This is a genomic window from Tautonia marina (assembly GCF_009177065.1).
Classification (GTDB): Bacteria; Planctomycetota; Planctomycetia; order Isosphaerales; family Isosphaeraceae; genus Tautonia; species Tautonia marina.
Genome location: NZ_WEZF01000016.1, coordinates 156,416 through 182,063 on the forward strand (window position 1 = coordinate 156,416; position 25,648 = coordinate 182,063).

General features: G+C 63.4%; 17 protein-coding genes. 7 read left to right on the top strand and 10 right to left on the bottom strand.

The annotated features are described in order from the left end of the window. Nucleotides 1-61 precede the first annotated feature (61 nt). The 4 genes from GA615_RS19090 (at nt 62) to GA615_RS19105 (ending at nt 4,689) form a co-directional block, all read left to right on the top strand. Entirely contained in the window at nt 62-1,279 is a 1,218-nt protein-coding gene (locus GA615_RS19090; protein ID WP_152052913.1) for an exo-alpha-sialidase, read from the top strand. 50 nt (nt 1,280-1,329) lie between these two features. Continuing rightward, complete coding sequence (locus GA615_RS19095) at nt 1,330-3,636, top strand: exo-alpha-sialidase (RefSeq protein ID WP_201750241.1); 2,307 nt, start codon at nt 1,330-1,332, stop codon at nt 3,634-3,636. Between the two features lie 51 nt (nt 3,637-3,687). Next, nucleotides 3,688-4,149, top strand: coding sequence for a hypothetical protein (locus GA615_RS19100; RefSeq protein WP_152052914.1), 462 nt, complete (start codon nt 3,688-3,690; stop codon nt 4,147-4,149). 102 nt (nt 4,150-4,251) lie between these two features. After that, nucleotides 4,252-4,689 (top strand): nuclear transport factor 2 family protein, encoded by a 438-nt coding sequence (locus GA615_RS19105; protein WP_161602423.1) that lies wholly within the window; start codon nt 4,252-4,254, stop codon nt 4,687-4,689. Nucleotides 4,690-4,755: 66 nt separating this feature from the next. Here the strand turns inward: GA615_RS19105 and GA615_RS19110 are convergent, their stop codons facing one another. The 4 genes from GA615_RS19110 to GA615_RS19125 all read right to left on the bottom strand — a co-directional run bounded on the left by GA615_RS19110 (nt 4,756) and on the right by GA615_RS19125 (nt 7,709). After that, nucleotides 4,756-5,784 (bottom strand): AAA family ATPase, encoded by a 1,029-nt coding sequence (locus GA615_RS19110; protein WP_152052916.1) that lies wholly within the window; start codon nt 5,782-5,784, stop codon nt 4,756-4,758. Nucleotides 5,785-5,792: 8 nt separating this feature from the next. Next, the gene (pnuC, locus tag GA615_RS19115; RefSeq protein ID WP_152052917.1) at nt 5,793-6,362 is read right to left on the bottom strand and encodes a nicotinamide riboside transporter PnuC; all 570 of its coding nucleotides are present in this window, start codon (nt 6,360-6,362) and stop codon (nt 5,793-5,795) included. Beyond that, on the bottom strand, nt 6,359-7,378 hold the full coding sequence (locus GA615_RS19120; protein ID WP_152052918.1) for a transglutaminase-like domain-containing protein: 1,020 nt from the start codon (nt 7,376-7,378) through the stop codon (nt 6,359-6,361). Before GA615_RS19120 ends, pnuC begins: the two co-directional genes overlap by 4 nt. A gap of 100 nt (nt 7,379-7,478) precedes the next feature. Then, on the bottom strand, nt 7,479-7,709 hold the full coding sequence (locus GA615_RS19125) for a hypothetical protein (RefSeq protein WP_152052919.1): 231 nt from the start codon (nt 7,707-7,709) through the stop codon (nt 7,479-7,481). A 251-nt stretch (nt 7,710-7,960) separates the two neighbouring features. On the opposite strand from GA615_RS19125, the gene GA615_RS19130 reads away from it, so the two are divergent. Then, the gene (locus tag GA615_RS19130) at nt 7,961-9,058 is read left to right on the top strand and encodes a PA0069 family radical SAM protein (protein ID WP_152052920.1); all 1,098 of its coding nucleotides are present in this window, start codon (nt 7,961-7,963) and stop codon (nt 9,056-9,058) included. Nucleotides 9,059-9,423: 365 nt separating this feature from the next. Here GA615_RS19130 and GA615_RS19135 read toward each other — a convergent pair whose 3' ends face one another. The 6 genes from GA615_RS19135 to GA615_RS19160 all read right to left on the bottom strand — a co-directional run bounded on the left by GA615_RS19135 (nt 9,424) and on the right by GA615_RS19160 (nt 21,272). After that, a complete protein-coding gene (locus GA615_RS19135) occupies nt 9,424-10,677 on the bottom strand; it encodes a glycosyltransferase (protein ID WP_152052921.1) in 1,254 nt (417 codons plus the stop codon). A 937-nt stretch (nt 10,678-11,614) separates the two neighbouring features. Then, nucleotides 11,615-11,848 carry a hypothetical protein gene (locus GA615_RS19140; protein WP_161602424.1) on the bottom strand — a complete coding sequence of 78 codons (234 nt, stop codon included), beginning with the start codon at nt 11,846-11,848 and terminating at the stop codon, nt 11,615-11,617. A gap of 481 nt (nt 11,849-12,329) precedes the next feature. After that, the gene (locus tag GA615_RS19145) at nt 12,330-13,325 is read right to left on the bottom strand and encodes a WD40 repeat domain-containing protein (protein ID WP_161602425.1); all 996 of its coding nucleotides are present in this window, start codon (nt 13,323-13,325) and stop codon (nt 12,330-12,332) included. Between the two features lie 250 nt (nt 13,326-13,575). Continuing rightward, nucleotides 13,576-15,087, bottom strand: coding sequence for an amidase family protein (locus GA615_RS19150; protein WP_201750242.1), 1,512 nt, complete (start codon nt 15,085-15,087; stop codon nt 13,576-13,578). Nucleotides 15,088-16,318: 1,231 nt separating this feature from the next. Further along, the gene (locus tag GA615_RS19155) at nt 16,319-20,527 is read right to left on the bottom strand and encodes a WD40 domain-containing protein (protein ID WP_152052924.1); all 4,209 of its coding nucleotides are present in this window, start codon (nt 20,525-20,527) and stop codon (nt 16,319-16,321) included. Between the two features lie 166 nt (nt 20,528-20,693). Beyond that, the gene (locus GA615_RS19160; RefSeq protein WP_152052925.1) at nt 20,694-21,272 is read right to left on the bottom strand and encodes an ECF-type sigma factor; all 579 of its coding nucleotides are present in this window, start codon (nt 21,270-21,272) and stop codon (nt 20,694-20,696) included. Between the two features lie 809 nt (nt 21,273-22,081). Here GA615_RS19160 and GA615_RS19165 point away from each other — a divergent pair. Next, a complete protein-coding gene (locus GA615_RS19165) occupies nt 22,082-22,672 on the top strand; it encodes an ECF-type sigma factor (RefSeq protein WP_152052926.1) in 591 nt (196 codons plus the stop codon). A gap of 62 nt (nt 22,673-22,734) precedes the next feature. Next, a partial coding sequence (locus GA615_RS19170) for a protein kinase domain-containing protein (RefSeq protein ID WP_152052927.1) occupies nt 22,735-25,648 on the top strand: 2,914 nt, incomplete at its 3' end.

The window sequence follows — 25,648 nt, forward strand, 5'->3', positions numbered from 1 at the left end:
CTTCGGGTTCCATCGACGCAGGGCCATCTCCTTCTGGAATCAAACGTGGATCGAACGAGTCATGTCGCACGGTTTATTGAGTCTTGGGATCGCTGCCGGATGGGTGTGGTTGGTCATCGGGGGGGACGAACGGCAATTGCCTCCCCCTCACCCGGCCTCGAACCCGACATCTCCGGTGATGCTCGCCGGCGACTGGGTTCCGGACGATCCTCACACGATTGATTTTAACGGGTTGCCTCTGATTCCGAGCAATTACGTGGTTGTGAGCGACGTTCGCGCCAATAATGGGGTGAATCAACATAATTATCTAGCACTCCATCAGGGCCAGTTCTGGCTGATGTGGAGTGATGGCCCAGGGGTCGAGGATCGCGTGGGTCAGCGGGTGAAATTTGCCACGAGTTGTGACGGTCGGTCCTGGAGTGCGCCGCGAGATCTCACGCCGGAGCCGCCGGAGTCTGGTCCCTCGTCGCCCCATTATGGAACCCGAAGCGCTGAGGGTTATCGATGGATCGCGCGAGGGTTCTGGCCACGAGGCGACGAGTTGTACGCGCTTGCCTCGCTGGATGAAGCGGCCGGATTCTTCGGACCGAGCCTCGCACTTCATGCCTTTCGACTGGTCCCGGAGGATGATCGCTGGGAGCATGTCGGGATCATTGCCGACGATACGATCAACAACTTTCCACCCAAGCAATTACCGACGGGGGAATGGTTGATGTCGCGACGTCCGCACAACTACCGTGAGACGGGAGTCTTTTTCCTGAGAGGCGGCGTCGTTGGACTGAACGACTGGGAGACGTTTCCGGTCCTCGGATCAAGCAGCGAACTTGCCGCCGAGGAACCGCTTTGGTGGGTCTTGCCGGATCAGAACGTGATGGCGTTGTTCCGCGACAATCGCCGGGGTGGTTTCCTTTACCGCGCCTTCTCGACCGACAACGGAACGACCTGGAGCCGTCCGGTTCGGACCAATTTTCCCGACGCGACCTCCAAACTTCATGGAATTCGATTGAGCGACGGCCGCTATGTGCTCGTCTCCAACGCAAACCCGAAGCAACGAGATCCGCTGACTCTGGCCATCAGCGAGGATGGCATGGTGTTCACAAAGCTCGGCCGGCTGATCGGCGGTCGGCAGGTGGATTATCCGTACGTGCTTGAGCATGATGGCCGGCTTCTGATCGCATTCTCGGGTGGAAAACAGAGCGTCGAACTGTTGGAGGTTCGCCTCGAAGACCTGGATCGTGTTTCCAACATTCATGAGCCTTTGCACAAATCCGATCAGTGAACCCAATGCAGATCCCTCCCAGGATTCAGACTCGTCTCAGGAGCGCTCCGATGCCGAGCTATTTGCCTCGAAACCGCCAAGCCCTTTGGGTTTGTTTTGTGTTGATGCTTGGATTTTCTGGTCAGATGGAGGGGGCCGAGGATCTGGGGTACGACGGGGCACTAGAGCCATTGCTTGGTGCGTCTCGATTCGATCGACAGATCCTATTCGACAACGAGCGCTTCCCGAATCTGATTGTGGGTCGTGATGGAACCGTTGTGGCAACCTGGGGGAGTCGGCAGATCCGAGTGCGTCGGAGTGAGGATGGGGGACTTTCGTGGGGGCCGGAAATAGACGTGGCGGAAGGGATCCACGGTGGGGGAGCCCTGGTCGATGAGCGGACCGGAGACATGCTGCTGTTCGTTCATCCAGAACACCCTGCGAGAGATGGCTCCACCGCCCCTCGCACCGTTTACCGAAGCGATGACCAGGGAGTGTCGTGGATCGCGAGCGAGGCAACCTTCCTGAAGGACAGCCAGGGCTATGTGCCTTCACTTCACATGTGCGAACATGGAATAACTCTCGTCCATGGTCCTAACGCGGGCCGATTGATCCGGCCGGCCAGGGTCTATCAGCCTTCCCCCGAGCGTTACGCCACAGCGATCTACAGCGATGATGGCGGTCGGACCTGGCATGCCAGCGAGTCGTTTCCCCTGAGAGGGACAGGCGAGGGAGCCTTACTGGAACGCTCTGACGGTCAGTTAATCTATAGCGCTCGCCGGAGTTTTTTTCCAAGCGATGAACCGTTCCAGGCCGATCGGGTCTTTGCACGAAGCGATGACGGTGGGCAAACCTGGTCCGAGCCGTTCTCCTCCCCCGTCGTCCCTGATGGCCCTCGATACCGAGGCGAAGAGCGTCGAGGGGCCAACTACAACGCCCATTTCGGCATGATGTCCGGATTCACACGGCTTCCGGTTCATGATCGGGATATCCTCATTTATAGTAACGCCGATCACGACGGGCATGAACGGGTCCGTCTGACGGTGTGGGCCAGTTTCGATGGCGGGACGACCTGGCCCGTCAAGCGGCGTGTTCATGACGCTCAGAGTGCCTACTCGTCGCTCGCCGCCGGTCGCCCTGGAACACCGAGTGAAGGCTGGTTATACCTGCTCTACGAGCACGGAACCGAGACCGCTCAATATGTGGGAGGAACGCTTGCGCGGTTTAACCTCTCATGGATTCTCGAAGGAGAACGTACGGGAGATGGCGAGTTGCCTGCCTGGCTCGACGACGAGGATGCCCAGGCATTCCTTCAACCACCAAAGGTCATCACTGATCCGGGACCGGAATACTCGGGCGCGACGCGACAGTTTCAAGGAATTCCGAGTCTCGCCCGAAGCCGGGGCGGAAGGCTCTGGGCAACCTGGTACGGGGGACCAACTCCTGGGGAGGATCAGAATAACTATGTCATTCTAGTCACCAGTGATGATGATGGAATCACGTGGTCTCAAGAGCAGATGATTGTTGATCCCGATGGCGATGGTCCTGTTCGGGCATTCGACCCTCAGATGTGGCGTGATCCCGAGGGCCGGATGTGGGTCTTCTGGGCCCAGGCCATAGGGCACGCGGCGAGCCTTGGGGGAGTCTGGGCGATGGTCAGTGAGAATCCAGACGACGAAGATGCCCACTGGTCCGTTCCCCAACGTTTGACCGACGGCGTGATGATGGGGAAGCCGACCGTCCTCTCGACTGGCGAATGGTGCCTTCCTGCGTCGACCTGGAGGGAGACGGATCACAGCGCCCGAATGGTTGTTTCCACCGATCGGGGGAAGACCTGGTCTGTCCGAGGCGGTTGCAATGTTCCCCAGAAGGTGAGGTCATTTGATGAGCACATGATTGTGGAACGTGCGGACGGTTCGCTCTGGATGCTCGCCCGCACCAACTACGGAATCGGTGAGAGTGTCTCGACCGATCGGGGGCGGACCTGGACCGATCTTGAGCCGTCGGGTATTGCTCATCCCTCCGCTCGGTTCTTTGTTCGACGGCTTGACTCAGGGAATCTGTTGCTGGTCAAGCACGGCCCAATCGACGAGCCAACCAGGCGATCCCACCTGACCGCCTTTCTTTCCGAGGACGAAGGCAAGACCTGGTCGGCAGGGCTGCTGCTCGACGAGCGGACCGGAGTTTCGTATCCCGATGGCGTCGAGGGAGAGGACGGAACGGTTTATCTTATTTATGATTTCTCGCGCCAAAAGGAACGAGAAATTCTGATGGCCCGATTCACTGAGGATGATGTTCGAGAAGGAGAGGAGATTTCTCAGCAATTCGATCTGCGAATTCTCGTGAACAAGGCATCTTCGAACAATTCAAACGAATGACGGTCTCCTCGACCCTGACAGATTATCTTTCACTGATCAAGGACAAGGTTGTTGAAACACTCGACGCTGGCGTTGCTGATCGGTGGTCTTCTGCCCGCCGTACTGTTCGGTGTCTCTGGGGTGATGCAGAAGGCGTGCGCCCGGACCGGCATCGGCACCGGGCCGTATCTCGTCATCACGGGCCTGGCGGTACTGACGATTGGAGGATTCCTGACACTCGTTGATCAGGAGATCGCCATTAGTCGAAGAAGTGCGGCCTATACTGCCGTCTTTGGTGTGTTTTGGGCGGCGGGGGTTGGGTGCATTGCCATTGCCTTGCAGCGGTTTGGAGGGCAGATCAGCCAACTGGTCCCTCTCTATAATATGAACACGCTCATTGCGGTGTTCATCGGACTGATTGTCCTGGCAGAGTGGCGTGAGGTGCATTGGGGGCGTCTCCTTCTCGCGAGTCTCCTGATCATCTCAGGGGGTCTTCTCGCGGCCACGTCATCAAAAGCGGTCCTGGGCCCTTGACCTGGCACAAAGTGTCGGCGAGGTCGGCTCCGGCAAGCCGTCGGGGCTGGTGAGAAAACCGTGGTGGAGTTTCGAGCGATCCATTTCGGAGAGGAGGTGGTGATGCGTCGCCGTTATCGGGAAGTACTTCTGTGCTGTGGAGTGATCATCACGGCGATCGCCTTGGTTTCGGTCAATGGCTGGGCGGCACGGGATGAACCGTCTCATGCGCCAAACGATGCGGAGCGGATCGTTCAGCAACAGCTTGAGGCCTACAATCGACGCGACCTCAACGACTTTCTCGCAACCTATGCCGAGACGGTCATTCTCTCAAATTTTCCTGATGAACTACTCTCAACCGGCATTGATGCGATGCGGACTCGGTACGGAGCGTTATTTGACCGAACGCCTGATCTGCACGCGGAGATCACACAACGGATCGTGCAGGGTGATTACGTCATTGATCACGAACAGGGTACGGCTCAGGGACGTGAATTCAGCGCCGTGGCGATTTATGAGGTCAAGGGCGGGAAGATTCAACACGTCTGGTTTGTGCGATAAAGAGTTCTTCCTTGTGGGATGGACTCGTGACCCCGACGGGAAGGACGGGGCAGAAACGCCCTTTCCTCACGTCCTCGGTGCCTCTGGGCCTCTGAGGAGATCTCCGAGGGATGCGTATTTGTCGAACCCTTCCAGGATTCGAGAGACCTTCTCGATCCGAGCGTCGAGCGTGCCACTCAGGGTGAGGAAGGGAATGTGCCGGCTCAGGAGGTCTGCTCGGGTTTGTTTCTGGAAGATCGTCCTGTTCGCAAACCCAGACCGATCCCAGGTGTCGTCATAAGGGATGTCATCGTCACAGAGGAATACGAGGTCGTATCGCCTTGTGCTTTCGTCGGCCATTTGGGCCAATCGGGGGTGAACCCTTCCGTGATACCAGCGAGCGAACATGAACGTAGTCGTCACGTTGGTGTCGACGAAGAGGAATCGGTTGGCGTCAAGGATGAGTGTCTCCTCACGCAGAAGGTGTCCCTCGGCAATCTCTACCAGTTGCTCAGGAGAGAGCCGCCGATCCTGCTGATGGGTTTCCCAGTACGATCGCCCGTACTCGGGCATCCAACAGGTTTTGAACGTATGCGCAAGCGCCTTGGCGATCGTAGTCTTCCCCGTGGACGGTGCGCCGAGGAAGGCCACCCTGGTCACGAGGTCACGGTAGACCTCGGGGGAGAGGAACTGCCGGTGCGTGAACGGATTCGTTCGGATGGCCGTTCCGGAGATTGGCACTCCGGTTCGGGTTTCGTCCACGCGACAGTCCACGGCGCCCAGCGCCTTGCTGACATGCTCTCCGTAGAATTCACTTGAAAAGAAATGGGTAATCGTCCGTCCGTCGAGAATCTTGCGGAGGTAGTCGTCGTGCCTCTCCATGATCTCGGGCGTGCTGCCGACGATCGTTGGCCCATCCCACGCCTCAAGCACTTCGACGGTAGGATAGAGGGTTCGAATCCATCCGGCGCGCACGGGGAGGGGAACGGTTGTCGTCTCGGGAGCGTCGTAGACAATCACGATCAGGTGATCGGTTTGAGCGAGCGCCCGATCAATCACCCGTTGATGTCCCAGGTGAAGGGGAGCAAATTTTCCCAGGGTTAATCCGGTCTTCATCAGGGCTCTCATCCCTTTGATCGGACGGCCATCGAGTTCTTCCAGGCGAGCAACCCCATCACCGCCATGACCAAAAAGACCGCGTAGAGCACCGAGGTGAGGACAAGCGCCTTGCTGAGGTAAACACCGATTGCAACGACATCCACAGCGATCCAAACGAGCCAGGACTCAAGCCGTTTTCTTGTCATCAACCATTGAGCGACGAGGCTCGCCACGGTGGTGAAGGCGTCCCAGAATGGAAGGCTGGCATCGGTATACGAGGCCATGACAAAGCCCCACACGCCCGTCCCTGCGATCACAACCACGATCCAGCCAACCAACCCGTAATGGCTCAATCGAGAGACCGCCAACCTCCCGGAATCGGTGCCACCATGAAGCCAATGATACCAGCCATACCCCTGAAGCATCACGTAAATGACGTGAAGAATCAGATCCGAGTAGAGTTTAACCTCATAGAAAATCAAAAGGTACAGAAAGACTTGAATTAATCCCGTGGGCCAACACCAGATGCTCTGACGGATCGTGAACCCGACGCTCAGCAGCCCAAACACGACCGCAACGGCTTCGATCGTGGTCATGGTCGTCCCGTCTCGGAAGGGATGACCGAGGGATGTTCGCCCTCTTCTACGTTCTGAAACGTCACGTTCAGGTCGACCTTCGGATACGGCGTGCTGTCAAGCTCAGCGTATGGATGGATGAAGAAGTTCAAGGGTGGTCCTTGCTGAGAAGGAGCGAGCGTCAGGTTTCGGCCTCGACTGAATTCCAGTCGGTGCTGGTCGTGATGTCCAAAGAAATAGTCGCGTTTTGAGGGATTCTTCTCAGCCTCACTGGCATCGACCGGCACCCAACCCGAACTTTCGACATAGAGCTCCGCCCAGCAATGGTAACCGGAGATCGAGCCTTCTGTGGTCGCTTCGGGGATCGAGAGACCGATGGCAAATTGCGCCGGGATGCCCGAGGAACGAGCCATTCCAATGAGCAGTGCATGAAAATCGGTGCAATTCCCCTTCCCCACCTCGCACGCGAAGCGTGCATCGCCCCGCCCCCAGCCCGAGCCGGATTTGTCATAGGTCATGGAGCTGAGGACCGAGTCATAGATCGCTCGGGCTTTGGTGGTGTCATCCTTAAGCCCCCTGGTTGCCGCGATGGCACGTTGTCGAATCAGACCGTCGACGGGCACCAGGGGTTCGGGGGCCAGGAGACGCGATCGTTCCGCTCGGCCTGGAGGGGTGGGTCTGCCTCGGGCTTCCTGGCGGGTCGCGACGATCGTCGGGGTCACGGCGACTTCGGTTTCCGGTCGCTCGCGTCGCAGGTGGAGCATTCGGTTGCCGAACGTCCGCTCTCGTGAGAGGCTCACGGCGCCCGGAGCATCGATGGTCAACCGATGGATGGTCTGGTTCGCGTCGTCCTGCGGCACGGGAAGCCAGAGGTCCAGAACCTCGGCTGCTTCAGGAATGCCTCGGACTGTGGCCTGGTAGGTCAAAACCACGGTTCGGGATCGAGGGGGATCGTCGACCACACAGGCCGACGACGGCAACGCCCAGCACAGGAGGATCAACACCGGGAACAGAGAACGTTGGTGTGGTGGGGTCATCGAGGACTCTCAGGTGATTCAATCCAGAAGTGATTCAGAATGGACAAGAACTCTCTGGAGCGACGAATGCCTGGTGGATCGAGGAGCGACGCCGTTTCGATCAGGCTCCTTCGTTCAGGGCGTAGGTTCCCCCCATGTCTCGCTTCAACTTACCCAGGGCGACAAGCTCTTCCCAGACCTCGGCTGGATATCCAGGCGGGGGTGTGATTCCGGTGATCCCCGATCGCTTGCCGCCGCCTCGGCTCAGGCCTGATTCGTCGTCGAGCCGGGTCAGTTTCAGGCGCTTTTTGAACGCCTTCAGGGCTCGCTTGCGTTCGTCGTCTGTTGCCATGGCTGCCTCGTCAAACCGTTGGGATCGGCCCCGGAGCACCGGATGAGTCCGGGAGCCGGGACCGGTTCTTCGGCGTTCCTGCCATGCTGATGAGTCTCTCCTGTGGACGAGAGGGTATCCAGAGCCCACCGGGTTGGTGCTGATCCTCCGAGACGGACTGAGGAGCCCTGATTTCCGGCGCAATGCTCTCGTACCATCTCGAACCATGGTACGATACAGGCGAACACATTTCGTCCCGCGGAGGCTTTGCCATGTCGAGGAAGGCGGATCGGACGGCCCGAGGGCGAGGTTCCCAGATCCGGCCGGCGAACCGGTTTGGAGGCCCGTCGTACGAGGATGATTTTGAGCAGCTCGAATCCGATCCCGAGGGGCTGGACGAACACCTTGTCGCGCTCCGCAACCTGCCGACCGAATACCTTCCCGACCACTCGCGCAGCGTGGTTTCCAGAAACGACAGCCCAGACATTCCGTTTACGTACAGCCTCAACCCCTACCGGGGATGCCAGCACGGTTGCTCTTATTGCTATGCCCGACCGACGCACGAGTACCTGGGATGGGATGCCGGGCTCGATTTCGAAGCGAAGATTCTCGTCAAGGAGGACGCTCCGGACCTCCTGCGAGCGTTTCTGTCGAGGCCGGGCTGGGTGCCCGAGCCGATTGTGATGTCCGGGGTCACCGACCCCTACCAGCCGGGCGAACGTCGGTTTCGGATCACCCGGCGCTGCCTGGAAGTCATGGCCGAGTTCAGGCAACCGGTTTCGATCATCACCAAGAACGCCCTGATCCTCCGCGATCGTGAGTTGCTGGAGGTGATGGCCTCGGAAAATCTGGTTCATGTCAACGTAAGCATGACAACACTTCAGGCTGATCTCAGTCGGTCCATGGAACCAAGGACGAGCATCCCCTCGGCCCGGCTCCGGGCGATCCGAGCGTTGTCGGAGTTGGGAGTGCCCGTGAGGGTGCTGATCGCCCCGGTGATCCCCGGCCTGAACGACTCGGAAATCCCAGCAATCCTCCAATCCGCTCGCGAATCGGGAGCGACGGATGCAGGATTCCAGATTCTTCGGTTGCCCCTGGCGGTGGCCCCCATTTTCCAGGAGTGGCTTGGTCGTGAACAGCCGGGAAGGCAAGCAAAAGTCGAGCAGCGGATCCGAACGATGCGCGATGGGCGACTCAATTCAGTCGAATTCGGCAAGCGCATGCGGGGCGAAGGGGAGATGGCCAGGCGGATCGGCGACGTCTTTCGCCTCTTCGCTCGCAAGTATGGTCTCGATGGCGGCTTGCCCCCGCACGACTCCTCCCGCTTTCGAAGTCCGACCGCGGAGTCCGATCAGTTATGGTTGTTCTGATCGATCATCAACTGAACCTTCGGCTCGGTGACGACGTCTGATAAGGAGTGGTCCCATCGCAGGTCAGCGGAGGCATTCCGATGTCCAAGTGCATCCCCCAATCCGGCAAGCGAAACCGTCCGAAAACGACGGTGAAAGGGAAGCGGTATCGCTGCGCCTCGTGCCACAAACGAAGCCCGAAGCCCGTCAAAACCCCCGCTCCCTGGTCCTGTCCGAAGTGTCTCGAAGCCCGAGCGGCATCCCTGGCCGAAGCGGTCGAGCCTGACCATGATCGTTCACGCGTATTCTGATTCTTTAAACGAACGGACGATTCGAAACCGACGATCCCGACAGCCTTGGGGTATTCCGATCCCTCGAGCGGACCATCAGCCCGCTCGGGAACGGCTGACGGTCGATTCGATGACCTCGACCGCTCGGGCGACACCATCTTCCGTCCGGATGCGTTCCCCCAGGTGTTCGGCTCGACGGCGCATGGTATCGTCGTTGGTTGCCTGTTCGATCGCCCGAGCAAGACGTTTAGACGTCAGCCGACGTTGAGGAATCGCTCGGGGGCCGACCCCGAGGTCGGCGACAACGCGGCCCCAGTAAGGCTGATCGGCGGTGAACGGGCAGATGACCGTCGGCCGGCCGGACCGGAGACCGGCCGCGGTCGTTCCGGCCCCTCCGTGATGCACGACGGCTGCCATCCGGGGAAAGAGCCAGTCGTGCGGCACTGCGTCCACGCAGAAAAGGTCGTCGGAGGCATCGACGGGACCAACCCCTCCCCATCCGGTCGCCAGGAGTCCTCGATGCCCCGAGCTTCGGATCGCCTCGACGACCACGCGCGAAACCTCCTCGGGGTCATGGCTCGCCATGCTCCCGAACCCCACATAAACGGGCGGGGGACCGGATTCGAGGAACGCGACGAGATCGGGAGACGGGGTGGATTCGGGCTCGTCCAGGAACCAGAACCCGGTGGTGGAGACCGATGCGGGCCAGTCATCCGGTGGCTCGATCACACTTGGGCTGAAGCAATACAGTACCGGCCTGGGTGACTCACGAGTCGGGTCGGATCGGGATCGAGCGGGCTGTCCGAGCGCTTCAACGCGCCAGCGATCGACCGTGCCCCGCAGTGGAAGGGTCATCAGGTCGTACAGATCATAGCTCAGTCGGTTCAGTCCGCCGCCAAGGTTCCTGACCGGCAGTATCGGAAACGGAAAGCGCCGGGTAGGCGAGATCATCGGCAAATACAGTGATTCGAACGCGGGAATGCCGAGCGCGGCGGCGATATCCCAGCCGCCCAGGACCTTCGGGTGAAAGATCAGGCAGTCGGCTCCCTGAGCGGCCGCCCAGGAGTCGTCGAGAATCTGCCGAACGAGCGGCGGCATGGTCGTCCGGAGCGCCCGGAAGGCGGCAATGGGGCTCCCCCGGAGCAATTCCTTCCCCTCGTCCGACTGCACAAGCGCGAGGAAGTCGGCCCTCATGGGGGCGAAGGACAGCCCGTGGCTGGTGACGAACCCTTCAAAATTGGTTCCCGTGGCCAGGATCACCGTGTGGCCGGCCCGCTTCAGGCCAAGCCCCAGCGCCACAAACGGCCGCACATCCCCCATCGTGCCGACCGTCAGAATCGTGATCGTCATGGCCATGAACCACCTGGACGAGTGTGAATTGTCCTCGGGCGAACATCGCGCCCCGGAACACTCAGTCGCCCGAGCGAAGATTCGGTTCACATGGTACGGCAGTGCTTCCCCAAGCGCCCGCTCATCAGCACCCCGAGCCGTTCCCGCGACACGCCCCGTTTGGGAAGCCTCCGAAGGCTCCGGCAAGCGACGGTGGGCGAACGCCCCTTCCCTTGAGGTCGTTCTGTTGCGATCGGCCACCAACTCGCGGAAGCGCTGCCGTTGGAGCCGATCCCCCAACTTGACAGGCCCACCGAGTTGCCGGTTTTCTTCGACTGGGCACGGACGCAGACCGTCGCGAACACCTCGCGTCCCGTTGAACGACGCTCTGCATCCTCGAACGCGATGGTTCGGTTCTTGAACCCCTCCCCCACCACGGCATCGAGCCGAGCTTCACTGCGGGAATCGCGGGTTGTCAGTCACCCCACCTGACGACCGCTTGCGATTGAACCCCAACAACCGGACAGCCGCTCTTTCGCTCCCGTCCGGTCGATTGCCGGCATTCCGGGAGACTCGAAACCATGCCGTCCGTTGCAAACAGGAGAACCACTTGTTTTTCAGAAAACACTTACGAAAAGTATGCCCGGCAGGATTTGAACCTGCAACCTTTAGCTCCGGAGGCCGTCCGGATTGGCCAGGGTGGACGCTGGTAAACCCCGGCCCTGCAACACCTTACCGAGGACGACCCTGCTTCGCAAGGCGCATCATCGGAGCGCGTTTTTCCCCGTTATTCCGCAGTATGCAACGGACAGAGTGGTAGGAAGTGGTAGTGCTCGCCCATCAACGAAACTGCCCCCGACTCCCGATGGATCGGGAGGCCGAGGGCCGGGTCGGGATAGGGCGATCGGGGCCGTTCACTCGCTCGGCTCGAAGCTCGCGGAACGGTCCGGGCCGACGATCAGCCAACCGGCTCCCGCCAGTCTATGCAGTCGTCCGCCGGGTCGCGGCGACCAGCGAGGACAGGGTACGGGGGAGAGAGGGCAGCGACCCGGGCAGGCAGGTCCTGAGCCGTGAAGGCGTAGAGGATATTGAAAGCGTCGGCGGGGAGATGCGACGGGCCATCCTCCTTGTAGGTCGGCCAGGGGATTACAGGCATGGTCGGGGCGGAGGAGGACCTTGGGAAAGCAAACATAAAAACCAACGTTCGGCTGTGTCCGTTCCTCCTCGGTCTATCGCGTGTCCCCGTGCCTTTGGACTCCGAAAGCGCTTTACTTGCGCTTTCTCGCTAACCCTGATGCGTCCAGCGTCGCTGGACGGCAGCCTGCCTGCCGGGAGATTCGGTGCGTCAACCGCCACCCCGAGGAGACTTCCGTCGGCTGGACTGCGCCTTTGCAGTCGGCAGACGCACCCGATTGGAGTTGGGCTCGACGAGAGCAGCTGCTGGCCGGGCTCCGTACCGATCAGGTGGCTTGAGTTTCCTTGCCGTACGATTCCTTGGCGGGCAGGCTCCGCGAGATCACGCCTCATCCCCCCGAGGTGCAGGGCCCGTCCGGACCCGGTGGTACAGGCCGTTGGGGCGGTCCCTATGAGCCCCCGGACCGACCAGTACTCCCGATGAAGAGGGGTGGTCCTCCGCGGGCCAGCGGTCCAGTTGCTCCATCGCTTCAGCGGGTTCATTCGGTGGTGGCTCTGCCCGAGAGAGACTCAAGATGGTGCATCTCCACGGTGCGCAATCCTCCCAGGGCGAGGTGGGTCCCGTCGTTCGAGACGGCCATCGCAGAGAGGATGCGTCCGGGGAACCGGTGCCGGCGCTCGATGCGGAGCGTCTCGGCATCAAGCTGCCAGACACGTTCCTGATCGACCCGGACCAGAAGTGATCGGCCATTGGCCGTCGGGACCATCTCCTCGACCGGGCAACGCGCGGTCCGCACGCCTCCGCCAGGGCCGAGGTCCCACCTCTGGACGGCCCTCCCGTACAGGCTCGCCCAACTGAGGCTCATGCTATCGGCCGAGAAGACCAATGGCGTGAGGCGGCCAGGCTTGCAAGAGGTTGAGGCCACCAGAACGCCCGTCTCTGCGTCCCAGAGATTCACCCTGCCGTCGGCCCCGGCCGAGGCGAGCCATCGGCGGTTGGGGGAGAAGGCCAGGGCTGTGACCGAACTTCGGTGGGCGTCGAGGTCCAGCAACAGCACACCAGTTCCCACCTCCCAGACCGTGAGGCGACCGTTCTCGTGGCCTGAGGCAATGTGGCGGCCGTCGGGCGAGAAGGCCAGGACCTGAACGATCTCCCGATCCAGCGTGATGCGGCCGCAGTCCTGGCCAGTTCGCAGGTCCTTGAACCGGATCGAGCCGTCGAGGGCCCCCAGGGCGACCGTATCTCCCTCAGGGTCGAAGGCGAAGCTCCAGATGTGCAGTCCGTCGTCACCGATCGAGGTCCAGGAGCCCCCGCCCTCGGCCTCCCAGAACGTCAGCCGGCCGTTCACCTCCAGCGCTGCCACCTCCGTCTCGTCCGGCGTGAAGGCGACCTTGCGGATCGGCCGTTCACTCTGCCCGAGGATCTGGCGGTCCTGGCGTCCCGAGCCCGGCCGATCGAGGCCATCCTCGATCCCGATGACGGCCAAAATGACGACCAGGATGGCCACACACCATCCCGGGGTCAGGATGCTCACGCGGACGCATCGGCCCGCCCGCGATCGGCCACGCGACCCCGATTCGCGGCGTTCCCAAAGATCACGAATGCGTTCAAACATTAGCAATAGACCTCATTGAGGGAACAGAATCGTCATCTCCCCAGAGCCAGGCGTTAGGGCCTCGGGTGGAAGGATCATGGTGGGCCCGTCCTCGGCGGTGACCAGGGGAGCGTCAGCAACCTCTCAGGTTACCGCCAGGGCGGACCCTCGGATTCGGCAGCTGTCGAGCTTAGAGTTGGGACATCTGTTTGAGGATTTGGCCGCGGCGCATGCCTATGCCAGAGCCCTGGCCGGGAGTGTTCTTCGGGAACCCGGCGCAGATTCCTGCGTCCGGCGGTTCGGGCGGGATGGAATTGAGGAACATGGGTGTTGCACGGGGCGGGAGAGCCTGCTCCAGGGCGTAGGCCAGGGAGATTAGCTTGGGCTCCTGCAGGAATCCCGAATAGAAGTACATGCCGGCGGGCCGGCCGTCGGGCAGGATGCTGAGCGGGAGCGCGAGACTGGGGTAGCCGGCTACGGCAGGCATAATGACGGCGGGACCGGTGCCGGGGGCAATGATGGCATCGAGATTTTGCTCCTGGAGCGCTTTGTCGATGCCGTTGGTACGAGTGACAGACCAGGTGAACTGGCGCGACGCCTGATACACCGCTTTGTCCAGGGCGGGCGGGAAGGTGATCGCTAATTCGAACAGTTCCTGCCCGAAGTACTTCATCTCCTGCGGGCAGCGAATCTGGTTCAGGCGGATCAGGTCGGCCAGGTTCCTCGCGGCCGTATGCTTCAACCTTCCGAGGTAGTTGGCCATCTGGACCCGGAATTCGTAGAGAAGAACGATCAAGAAGTCATCCGCTGAGAACAGCGCATCGATGTCGCCGGAGTCCGTGTCTTCGAACGTGGCGCCGAGACTTCCCATCACAGTGATGGCAGTCTCCACTGCATCGGCAATCGCCGGATCGCCGAAACCCGGGCTGAAGTACTTCCGATCAATCCCGATGCGAGCTCCCTGGAGGGCGTCGGGATCGAGGAAGGCCGTGTAGTCATTCGGAACGGAATCCGGGTCCACCGAACCCCACGGGGATTGCATGGCCCCGAGGAGGATCGCCGCATCGGTGACCGTCCTGGTCATCGGGCCCGCGGTGTCCTGAGTGTTCGAGATGGGGATGATGCCGGACTGGGAGATCAGGCCGACTGTGGGTTTGATGCCGACGGTGTGATTGTAAGAGGCAGGGGTGGTGATGGAGCCGCTGGTCTCGGTCCCGACCGCGCACGAGCAAAGATTGGCCGCCGCGGAGATCGCCGAGCCGGAACTGGATCCTGCCGGAAAATAATTCAGGAGGTAGGGGTTGCGGCTGAAGCCTCCGCGTGCGCTCCATCCGCTGATCGACCCGAACCCCCGGAAGTTCGCCCATTCCGACAGATTCGCCTTGCCAAGGATGACGGCGCCGGCCTCACGCAGCCGGGCGACCATCGGCGAGTCAGCGGGGACCCGGCTGTTGAGCAACACCACGGATCCTGCCGTCGTCTGCATGCTGTCGTCGGTGGCGATGTTGTCCTTCAACAGGACCGGAATCCCGTGCATCGGGCCGCGGACTATCCCGGCCCGGCGTTCGGCATCGCGTTGTGCCGCGATGGCGATGGCGTTGGGATTGGTTTCAATGACCGCTCCCAGGAGTGGGTTGAGCCGATCGATCCTTTGCAGATACGCCCGAGTCAGCTCCCGGCTGGAGAGGCGGCCGGAAGACATCAATGTCTGCAACTGGGGAATTGTGGCTTCGAACCAAGGTGGGTTCTCGTCCGATCCCGTTACGGCAAGCAGCCTGCCGGATACCAATCCGGCGCCCGATAGGCCCGTCAAGCAGTGGAACGCACGACGGGTAATAACGCGTTGATTCACTTGAGCCCTCCGATCTTTTCAAGGCCAAATGTGGATGTGTGTGATTGGTGTGATGGTGAGCAGCTGATATCTCACGCAGGAATGTGAGCCGCCTGACGCGAAAGCTCAACGACCCACCGAGTGCCGATGTGATGATGCCGGGAGGCACCGCGGGCGGCCGGATCTGCTGCGGTGCGAGCATAGGAGTCGGGCGACCCGAGCGAGCCGAAGCCGAGGCGACTGGACGTCGCGTCCTCGAGGGGCCACCGCCGAGAGGTCCTGACGAGCGGAACTGCCAAGGACGGATGTTATTGGGCCCCGTCGGAATCGCACAAAAATCCACAGATTTGCCGAAAAGAGGCTACCGTCCAGATTGCTGCGAAAAAATGCTCGATCGAGAACAGACTGGCCAATCGAACGATCCCGTCCGCGGGTTCGGAAAAGTGCCGTGTCGGACGGGATCACGCAGTCGCGATCGACCTCGCCGAGGATCACGCCCGGCGCGATGACGACCGTCTCGAGGGTCCCGCTCAGGAACCAGACCTTCCCTGACTGGCCTTCGCTGCAGTCCGCGTTGCCGAACAGGGGATGCTGATCCACCGGAAGCGAGAACGCCCACTACCATTGTTGAGTGAGCCACTCCGCGTAGCTGTGGCCGCGGAACTGGGCATGGAACGGGACGACCTGTGAGTTCGCATCCGAGCGGGCGGATGCAGTCGAGATCGTGACGAGGGACGCGGCCCAGAAGGTCGCGAGAGCGATACAGACTCGCAGAGAGCGAGGGACAGGGAACATGAATCATCCTCCTCGGTGACAGGACTCGACACAATGGGTTCACGGAGGCACCTAGAGCACGGGACGGAGAACGCATGGGAGGGTGTAACCCATCCTCACGCGTTGCGAGCCATCGTCTCCCGGGGGACGTCACGACGACCCTCCTCGGGTCACCGCTTGCCCGTGCCGAGAGCCGTGCTCACCCCCAATGCGCCGTCTGCGCGGTCGGTGCGCCAGAAGTATTGATATTTTCTTTAAGTACTTGTTTCATCGGACCCGTCTGGATTCGCGCAACCGGATGCCTGTTGGAGGAGAGCCCTGTCGATCGTCAGGGCGTGCGAGCCGGTGGTCCCGGCGCGAAGAGGTCGTGAAGCCCGGGCAGGCGGGGGTCGCCGAGGATCAGGGACTCGGCCTCGCGGAGGAAATTCAGGTTCTCGTTCGTCGCAGGCTCGCTCTGATCCCTGATCACATCGCGCAGTTGCGTCAGCAGGGCTCGAGCTCGATCGCGGTGGCCGAGTCGGTAGTTGGCCATTGCCAGGAAAGCGAGGTCCATGGGCTTGTCGCCGCCGTTGAGCACGTTCGACCGCTGGAGCGTTTCCAGGGCCTCGTGATCGAGGCCACAACGAAACTGCGCGATGCCCAATGTGTTAAGCGTCTTCCCGTCACCGGGTTCGAGCCGGCAGGCAATCTCGGCCCGGCGAAAGGCACCGAGGTAGGCGGACCGGTCCCGATCAGGATGGCAGGCCACTTGCCTGCTCGACGTGATGAGGACCTTGGGGGAATAGTTCCAGACCTCCGCTCGGGAGAGGGCCTCAGCCTTCACTTCGGGGGCGAGCGACGGGTCGTTGCCGAGGGATTCGCGGACCTCAGCCCGGAGGCATCCCGCTTCGAACAACGCACCGACCACGGCTTCGGACCGCGACCGCACCCGAGTCTCCCAGAATCGTCCTGCTTCGCCGAGTGCCCGGGCGCGGACCGACTCGGAGATTGTCGACTCGCGGCTGATGAGGTCGCGGAGTTCGTCCTCGGACGCGGCCTGATCGATCAGGAAGCGGACCACGCTCAGAGCGTCCCGCCGTTCTCGGACCTCCTCCGTCACTAGGGATGCATCCCAGATCCGCACCGTGCCGTCGTGGCCCGCCGTCGCCAACCGTGTCCCGTCTGCCGAGAAGCGCACGTGCACGACCCCGCCTTCGTGGCCATGGAAGACGAAGAGTTCGCGGCCGGTCTCGGCGTCCCAGAGCCGCGCCGTGCCGTCGAAGCTCGCCGTCGCCACGCGTCTGCCGTCAGGTGAAAACGCCACCCAGTTGACGAAGGTCCTCCTGTGTCCCCGAAGGACGACCAGCTCATGTCCGGTCTCCGCATCCCAGATTCGCACTGTGCCGTCAGCGCCCGAGGATGCCACCCGACGATTGTCCGGTGCGAAGTCCACGGAGTCGACCGAACGCCCCCCATGGCCTCGGAACACGGCGAGTTGCCGACCTGTGTTCGCGTCCCAGAGCCGCGCCGTCCCGTCTGAAGCGGCTGTGGCCAGCCGGCGCCCGTCGCGTCTGAAGGCGATGCAATAGATCAACGCTTTGGGTGCGTCGAAAATGGCCAGTTGACGCCCCGTACTGATCTCCCACAACCGCAGCGTCCCGTCATCCCCACCGGTTACCAGACGGTCGCCATCGGGTGCGAACGCAACGGCCCCGACCTTCCCTTCGTGCCCACGGAGGACTCGCAATTCACGGCCGGATTCGGCGTCCCAGAGCCGTGCCGTGCCGTCGAAGCTCGCCGTCGCCACGCGTCTGCCGTCAGGTGAAAACGCCACCGGCCAGGCGGTATCCTCATGTCGGAGGACGGCCAACTCGACGCCAGTCTCGAGGTCCCAGAGGCGGGTTGTGTTGTCATTGACAGCCATCGCGAGCCGCTGACCATCTGGTGCAATCGCCACGGAGTGGAGGCGGTCGCCTGGTCCTCGGAGGACGGTCAATGCATCCGGTGCGACCGCGTCCCAGAGTCGCGCCGTGCCGTCGCCGCCTGCCGACGCCAGGCGGCGGCCGTCGGGTGAGAATACCACGGATGTAACCCCGCCCTCGTGCCCGCGGAGGACGGCCTGCTCACGGCCAGTCTCGGCGTCCCAGAGCCGTACCGTGCCGTCATATCCAGACGTAGCCAGGCGGCGCCCGTCGGGCGCGAAGGCCAGGGAGTAAACTATGCCCTCGTGGACGCGGAGGTTGAGCAGCTCTCGGCCAGACCATGAGTCCCAGATCCGCACCGTGCAGGCTGGAACCATCGTCCAGTCCTTGCCGTCTCGACTCACCGTGGCCAGGCGGAGGCCGTCGGGTGCGAAGGACAGGGACGTAACCAGGTTCCCGTTATAGCGAAGGGAGGGAAACTCCACACCGCTTTCGGCATCCCATAAGCGTATCGTTCCGTCGTTGCTCGCCGACGCCAGCCGACGACCGTCGGGTGCGACGGCCAGGCACGTGACCAGGCCCTGGTGCCCGAGGAGGACTGCCAGTTCCTCACCGGTCTCGGCATCCCATAACCGTACCGTACCGTCGTTTCCCGACGTCGCCAGACGGCGGCCGTCGAGTACGAAGGCAATATTCCCGACCGGGCCCTCGTGCCCGAGGAGAATCGCCTGCTCACGGCCGGTCTCGGCATTCCAAAGCCGTACTGTGCCGTCATATCCGGACGTGGCAAGGCGGCGGCCGTCGGCCGCGAAGGCCAGGGAGTTAACTATGCCCTCGTGCCCGAGGAGGACTGTCAGTTCCTCACCGGTCTCGGCATCCCATAACCGTACCGTACCGTCATTTCCCGACGTCGCCAGACGGCGTCCATCGGGTGCGAAGGCCAGGGAGCTGACCAACCTCTCATGCCCACGGAGGACCGCCAGGTCACGACCGGTGGCGGTGTCCCGGAGCCGTACCGTGCCGTCATATCCGGACGTGGCAAGGCGGCGGCCGTCAGGCGCGAATGTCAGGGACTTGAGCGGACCCTCGTGCCCGCGGAAGACGCGGATCTCCTGCTGGCAGGCGGCCTGGAGGTAAGACCACTCGAAGCCGCGGTGATCGACCGCATCGGGGCCGCTCGGCACCAGGCTCGAGAGGTGATAACGCATCTGAGCGAGGTCGTACGCCGCGTAGTCGCGGCTGGCCAACTGGATCTCGGCGGCATAGAAGAGTCGCTCGGCGTTGTCTCGCTGCTGCTGGGCCCGTGTCTTTTCGCCGTTCGCCCGCGCCGCCTCAATGTTCGCCCGCCTTGCCTCGGCGCGTGCCCGAAGCGCGAAGGCGGTCGAGGTGATCGTCCCGGCCAACAGTGCCAGCACCAGCGAGGCCGCCAGGCCCGCAAGCCGCGGGTTGCGGCGTGACCACATCCACATCCGAGTCGCCGCCCCCACCGGTCGAGCCGTGATCGGTCGGCCCTCCAGGTACCGACCCAGGTCCTCGGCCAGCGCGGCGGCCGTCGGGTACCGCCGCCTCGGATCCTTCTCGAGGCACTTCAGGCAGATCACCTCCAGGTCGCGTGGCACGACCGCATTGAGCTGACGCGGCGACTCCGGGGAGGCGTTGCGCACCGCCTCCAGCGTCTCCACGACCGAGGCGCCGCCAAACGGGGCCTGGCCCGTCAGCAGGGCGTAGAGCACCGTGCCCAGGCCGTAGACGTCGGTGGCGGTCGTAATCGACCCTCGCCGCCCGGCCGCCTGCTCCGGGGCCATGTAGGCCGGCGTGCCCAGGACCATCCCAGAGGCCGTCAGCTCGGTGTCGGCCTCGATCCGACGGGCCAGGCCGAAGTCGGTCACATGCGGGTAACCCTCGGCATCAACCAGCAGGTTGGCCGGCTTGAGGTCCCGGTGCAGGATGCCGCGCATGTGCGCGTGCGCCACCGCCTTGGCCGCCTGGACCACCAGGCGCGCCGCCCCCCTCGGGTCGTCCCGATAACGTGGCAGAAGGGGCACGAGGCTACCGCCGGGGACGAGCTTCATGCTGAAGAAGTGCTGCCCCTCGTGCTCGCCGACCTCGTAGACAGGCACGATCCCCGGGTGGTCGAGCAACGCCACCGCCTCGGCCTCGTTCCGGAAGCGGAGCAGTTCGTGGTCGCCGGCCAGCAGGCCGGCGCGGATCATCTTCAGGGCCACCGGGCGGTTGAGGGAGACCTGGCGGGCCTCATAGACCACCCCCATGCCACCATGGCCCAGTTCGCGGAGGATCTCGTAGTCGCCGAAGTAGCGGACCGCGGTCCCGGGCGGCAGGGCGTCGGCCGCGGAGGCGGACGACGTCTCATCCGCAGTGACCTTCGGCCCGGCCGCCCAGGCCGGCTCGAAGGAACTCGTAGGGATGTCGAACCCGGCCGGGGTGTCGGACGAGGGGCGTTCGGAGGGGCCGAGCACTTCGCTGGCCCGCTCCAGGGCCTCCAGCAGCTCCTCGACCCGGCGTCGCGTCGCATCGTCGCCGGCGCAGGCGTTGGTCAGGTAGGCCGCTCGGTCGTGCCCGGCGGGCTGTTCCAGGGCCGCGCTGAAGATGGCCTTGACGTCGGGCCGGCCACCCATCGGACACCTACCTTTCGCTCGAACATGACATGGATGCTCGACTCCGGCGCCGACGGCCCGGGCCGCCCGCGTGCCTCAGGGACGGGGCCGTCATGTCACACCCGCATCCGGACTTGCCTCTCAATGCGCCGTCTGAAGCCCAGATGCGCCAGTGGGCCGTATTTTGTTATTCGGTTGAGCGATCCACGTCGGTCCCGGAGAGCGCGTGGGCGAGCCAGGCGCGGGCGTAGGCCCACTCACGATCGGCGGAGCGTCGAGAGAGGCCCATCGCCTCGGCCGCTTCGGCGAGGCCCAGGCCGGCGAAGGCGCGGAGGTTGACCAAGGCGGCGGCCCTGGGATCCTCTCGGGCAAGGGCGTCGAGGGCCTCGTCGAGGGCGAGCAGTTCGTCGCCTGGCGGGTCGACGAGCAGGGCCTCGAGGTCGACGCGCATCCGGCTGCGACCGCCACCACGCTTCAGGCGGTGCCGCCTGCGGGCGCGGTCGACGAGGATGCGGCGCATCGCCTCCGCCGCGGCGGCGAAGAAGTGACCGCGGCCGTTGAAGGGGCGGTCGCGGTCGTGGCCGACGAGGCGGAGGTACGCTTCGTGGACGAGCTCGGTGGCCTGGAGCGACTGGCCGTGCGGCTCGCACGATAGCCGGGCGGCGGCGAGCCTCCGGAGCTCGTCGTAGACCAGGGGCAGCAGGCGGTCGGCGGCGTACGGGTCGCCGCGATCGATCGACGAGAGAAGTTCGGGAACGTCGGCCATAGTGAGGGCCTCCCTCGGTCCGAGGCCACGCCGCGGGCCATCTGGCCACTCTACCGGCATCGACCGAGCCTGAAAAGCGTCTGTCAGGTGAGGAAGATTCCCAGCGTTTTCGCGTGGTAGAGCCCCCCAAGGTGGTAGTCAGGTGGTAGTGACTGGCTCTCACCGGAAGGCCAACGGTGACGTTCGACTCGATGCCTTCGAGGGCTACGGCCTGGACTCTTACGCTGCCGAGGACCTCGGGCCCCGGAAGGGCTTGGGCACGGACTCCTTTCGAGGATGCTGCCCTCCGACAAGCCGTCTACGCCGCCGATCCGGTCGCCGTCGCAGCCTGGGTTGCTCTGGGCGGCGTGGCGCTCGCGGTTGAGTTCGACCCGGAACTGGACCCGGCCCAGGCCCGGGACCTCGCCAGTCCCTGCTTCGACCTGGGCGTAGGATGGCGTGGGGCCGGAGGCCAGAGGATTGCCCGGAGGCCCGCGAGGACACCTCAGTGGCCCGTACCAAGGCCGTGCGGCGGGCTGGAAGCCGCTCACGGGCGATCCGGGGCTTTCAACGAAACACCCGATGGAAGGGGACGCCGGGGCCGCAGTCGCCGGTGGCAGCGGCCGTCTGGCTTCGATCGTGACTGATCTCCTCGGGTCAACAGGTCATCGCCCCAATCGGAGGCCATCGCATCCTCTACACAACTTGATGGCCGGGATAGATTGGGGGCGACACGTCATCCGGCCGTCCGGCGATCGGCAGGGGAGCAGGTGATCGCGGTCTCGATGGAGCCGCCGCGACCGTCGGCCCCATCCCCGAGGCCCCTCCCCATGAACGACGTGACGCGCCTCCTCTCGGCGATCGAGGACGGTGACCTCCGGTCAGCGGAGCAGTTGTTGCCGCTGGTCTACGAAGAGCTGCGCAAGCTCGCCGCCAACCGACTGGAGCAGGAGAAGTCGGGACAGACGCTCCAGGCCACGGCGTTGGTGCACGAGGCGTACCTCCGGCTGGTCGACGGTGCCGGTGATCGCTGCTGGAACGGCCGTGGCCACTTCTTTGCCGCCGCGGCCGAGGCCATGCGCCGCATCCTCGTCGAGAACGCACGCCGCAGGCGACGGCTCAAGTACGGGGGCGACCAGCGGCGTATCGACCAGGTGGACCTCGCCGTTGAGCCGGCCGATCGGTTGGACCTGCTCGACCTGGATGAGGCCCTGAGCCGACTCGCCAGAGAAGAGCCGCGCAAGGCCGAGTTAGTCAAGCTCCGGACCTTCGCCGGGCTCTCCCTGGAGCAGGCCGCCGCCTGCCTGGGCATCTCCGAGGCCACAGCCAAGCGCGACTGGGCTGTGGCCCGCGCCTCGCTCTTCGACGCCCTCACCGATCGCGACGAGGGCCCTTCGGGGAATAAATCGGGCGAGTCATGAGCCCCAGTCGCCGCGGATGTCGCACTGAAGGTTGAGCAGGTCCATCGACGGGAGGTCCGAGCATGCCCGCCAAGGCCCAGAGCCTCGATACCATCTTCTGTGTCGCCATCGAGATCGCTTCGCCCGAGCATCGGGCGGACTACCTCGCCGACGCCTGCGGCGAGGATGCCGACCTGCATCGTCGGGTGGCGAAGCTGGTCGACGCCCACTTCCGGGCGGGCAGCTTCCTGGAGGAGCCGATGCCGGGCTCGGTGGAGACGGAAAGGCATCGATCGGGCGAGGCGGCCACGTGCCCAGACGACGAGGTGGCCCGGCCCGGAACGGTCATCGGTCCCTACAGGCTGCTCGAGGCGATCGGCGAGGGGGGCATGGGCACCGTCTACATGGCCGAGCAGGTCGAGCCGGTCCGCCGCCGCGTGGCCCTGAAGGTCATCAAGCCGGGGATGGACTCCCGCCAAGTGATTGCCCGCTTCGAGGCCGAGCAGCAGGCGCTGGCCCTGATGGACCACCCGAACATCGCCCGCGTGCTCGACGCCGGTACCACCGACGCGGGCCGGCCCTTCTTCGTCATGGAGTTGGTCAAGGGCATCCCGATCACCGAATACTGCGACCGGACCCGGCTCTCGATCCCCGAGCGGCTTGAGCTGTTCATCCTGGTCTGCCGGGCGGTACAGCACGCCCACCAGAAGGGGGTCATCCACCGCGATTTGAAGCCGACCAACGTCCTGGTCACCCAGCACGACGGGACGCCCGTCCCGAAGGTGATCGACTTCGGCGTCGCCAAGGCGACGGGCCAGCGACTGACGGACAAGACCCTCTACACTGGCTTCCTGCAGATGCTGGGCACGCCGCTCTACATGAGCCCGGAGCAGGCCGATCTGTCGGGGCTGGACGTGGACACCCGCAGCGACGTCTACAGCCTCGGGGTGCTGCTCTATGAGCTGCTCACCGGCACGACCCCGTTCGACGCACAGACGTTCCGGACCGCGGCGCTGGACGAGATCCGGCGGATCATCCGCGAGCAGGACCCGCCGACCCCCAGCTCGCGCCTGACTACGCAGGAGCAGTCGTCCGAGGACGTTTCGGTCCGTCGCAGTTCCGAGCCCCGCCGCTTGACGCAGGCGGTGCACGGAGAGCTGGACTGGATCGTGATGAAGTGCCTGGAGAAGGACCGCAACCGGCGTTACGAGACGGCCAACGGGCTGGCGACGGACCTGCGGCATCACCTGGACAATGAGCCGGTGTCGGCCTGCCCGCCGTCGACGGGGTATCGGCTGCGGAAGTTCGTCAGTCGGAATCGAGTGGCGATGGCGGTCGGCGGCCTGGTGGCGACGTTCGTGCTGGTGCTGGCGGTCGGCTCCTCGATCGCCGCGCGGTACTACCTCCGGCTGGCTCGCTCGGAGGCCATTGAGCGCGAGCGGGCTGATGGCGAGGCGGAGGCGGCACAAGTTGCCCGCGTTATGGCGGACCGGAGGGCAGATGAGGCGGCCCGGGCACGGACCGAGGCCGAGGAGGCACGCGGTGAGGCTGATCTCCGCGCGACTCATGCCGAAGCAGTGGTCGAGTTCCTCATCAATGACCTGATCGGCTCGGCCTCGCCGTACAAGACCCTCGGAGGGACGGTCACGGTCGACCAGGTGCTAGAGCGGGCTGACTCGGGGATCGCGGAGAAGTTCGCCGATCAGCCGCTGGTCGAGGCGAGCATCCGCCTGGCCTTGAGCAGCACCTACGACAACCTCAGTCGGTACGGGAAAGCCCTTGAGCACGCGGAACGGGCCGTCGCGCTCTACGCCGAACACCTCGGAGACGACCAGACCGACACGATCCGGGCACGCAAGCGCTACGCATTTGCCCTCCTACGGCTCCGCAAGCTGGGCGAAGCTCGGGAAGTCCTTGAAGCGGAATACGAACACGCCCGCCGCCTCCTAGGCCCGGAGGACGCGTTGACCGTCGACATCATGGCCAAGCTAGGCTACGTGCTGCCGGACAGCGACGAGTCCATCGCACTCCTCGAAGAGGCCCGGCGCATCGCGGGCCAGAACAATGAACGCCAAAGAACATATACTAATTATTTGGCAATCAGATACATGAGATCTGGGCGGGTTCTCGAGGCCCGTGGCTTGTTCGAGGAGCTAATCGATCTGGGTTCAAATGAGCCGGTCGACGACGGTATTACCCTCATGGCGAAAGACAATTTGATAGATACCTACGTCAAACTCGGTGATCGGCCGCTCGCCGAGGTCGCCAGAATGTTTCGGGATGACTTCTATGATAATTTGCGCATTTTTGGCATTGAGCACCAATGGGTGAACGACGCTGTCCATGACTTGATGACCGCAAGGAGAGAGGGCAACTTTCCGGACGAGGAAGAAGGGTTCGAGCAGGTCATTGCCATTGCCAAGGAGCTAATCGCCTGTGCTGAAGAGGAGCTGGGGCCTGAGCACAACATAATGTTGCGATGGATATCGATGCTGGCGGTCGAATCGATCCGGGCAGGTGTCTGGGACGAGGCGGAACATCAGCTCCGAGACCTCGTTGCGAGACATGATCGCATCGCTGAACCAAATCTCAACGCCCTCATGCTAGCAAAACTCCGGCTGGCCGGAGTCCTCCTCAACCAGGGCCGACCCGATGAGGCCGGCCCCCTGCTCGATGACGTCATCGAGCACGCCGAGGACACGAACCAGCTCGAACTCGCCGAGATGATTCGGCGCAATCACTTTGGCCCCGGCCGCTCGGAATCCCCCTCGGGGGAGCCGACGGTCCCGCTCGTCCTCGATGCACCCCTCAAGGCCGTCCCTCCCGTGGCAGACGGCCGCCTCGCAGAAGGCGAATACGGCCCGGCGATCGAGGTGGACTTCACCACCACGGAGAATCCCGGCCGGCTCATGCAGAAGGTCCAAAACGATCCCGAGATCTGGGCTGGGACCACCAAGCAGCCCGCCGACCTGAGTTTTTCCCTCGCTTCCGCTCACA

Excerpts from the sequence above, each read along its gene's own strand:
- GA615_RS19090 (WP_152052913.1), top strand. The coding sequence starts at position 62 with ATGTCGCACGGTTTATTGAGTCTTGGGATCGCTGCCGGATGGGTGTGG.
- GA615_RS19095 (WP_201750241.1), top strand. The coding sequence starts at position 1,330 with ATGCCGAGCTATTTGCCTCGAAACCGCCAAGCCCTTTGGGTTTGTTTT.
- GA615_RS19105 (WP_161602423.1), top strand. The coding sequence starts at position 4,252 with ATGCGTCGCCGTTATCGGGAAGTACTTCTGTGCTGTGGAGTGATCATC.
- GA615_RS19110 (WP_152052916.1), bottom strand. The coding sequence starts at position 5,784 with ATGAAGACCGGATTAACCCTGGGAAAATTTGCTCCCCTTCACCTGGGA.
- pnuC (WP_152052917.1), bottom strand. The coding sequence starts at position 6,362 with ATGACCACGATCGAAGCCGTTGCGGTCGTGTTTGGGCTGCTGAGCGTC.
- GA615_RS19120 (WP_152052918.1), bottom strand. The coding sequence starts at position 7,378 with ATGACCCCACCACACCAACGTTCTCTGTTCCCGGTGTTGATCCTCCTG.
- GA615_RS19125 (WP_152052919.1), bottom strand. The coding sequence starts at position 7,709 with ATGGCAACAGACGACGAACGCAAGCGAGCCCTGAAGGCGTTCAAAAAG.
- GA615_RS19130 (WP_152052920.1), top strand. The coding sequence starts at position 7,961 with ATGTCGAGGAAGGCGGATCGGACGGCCCGAGGGCGAGGTTCCCAGATC.
- GA615_RS19135 (WP_152052921.1), bottom strand. The coding sequence starts at position 10,677 with ATGACGATCACGATTCTGACGGTCGGCACGATGGGGGATGTGCGGCCG.
- GA615_RS19140 (WP_161602424.1), bottom strand. The coding sequence starts at position 11,848 with ATGTTTGCTTTCCCAAGGTCCTCCTCCGCCCCGACCATGCCTGTAATC.
- GA615_RS19150 (WP_201750242.1), bottom strand. The coding sequence starts at position 15,087 with ATGTCTTCCGGCCGCCTCTCCAGCCGGGAGCTGACTCGGGCGTATCTG.
- GA615_RS19155 (WP_152052924.1), bottom strand. The coding sequence starts at position 20,527 with ATGGGTGGCCGGCCCGACGTCAAGGCCATCTTCAGCGCGGCCCTGGAA.
- GA615_RS19160 (WP_152052925.1), bottom strand. The coding sequence starts at position 21,272 with ATGGCCGACGTTCCCGAACTTCTCTCGTCGATCGATCGCGGCGACCCG.
- GA615_RS19165 (WP_152052926.1), top strand. The coding sequence starts at position 22,082 with ATGAACGACGTGACGCGCCTCCTCTCGGCGATCGAGGACGGTGACCTC.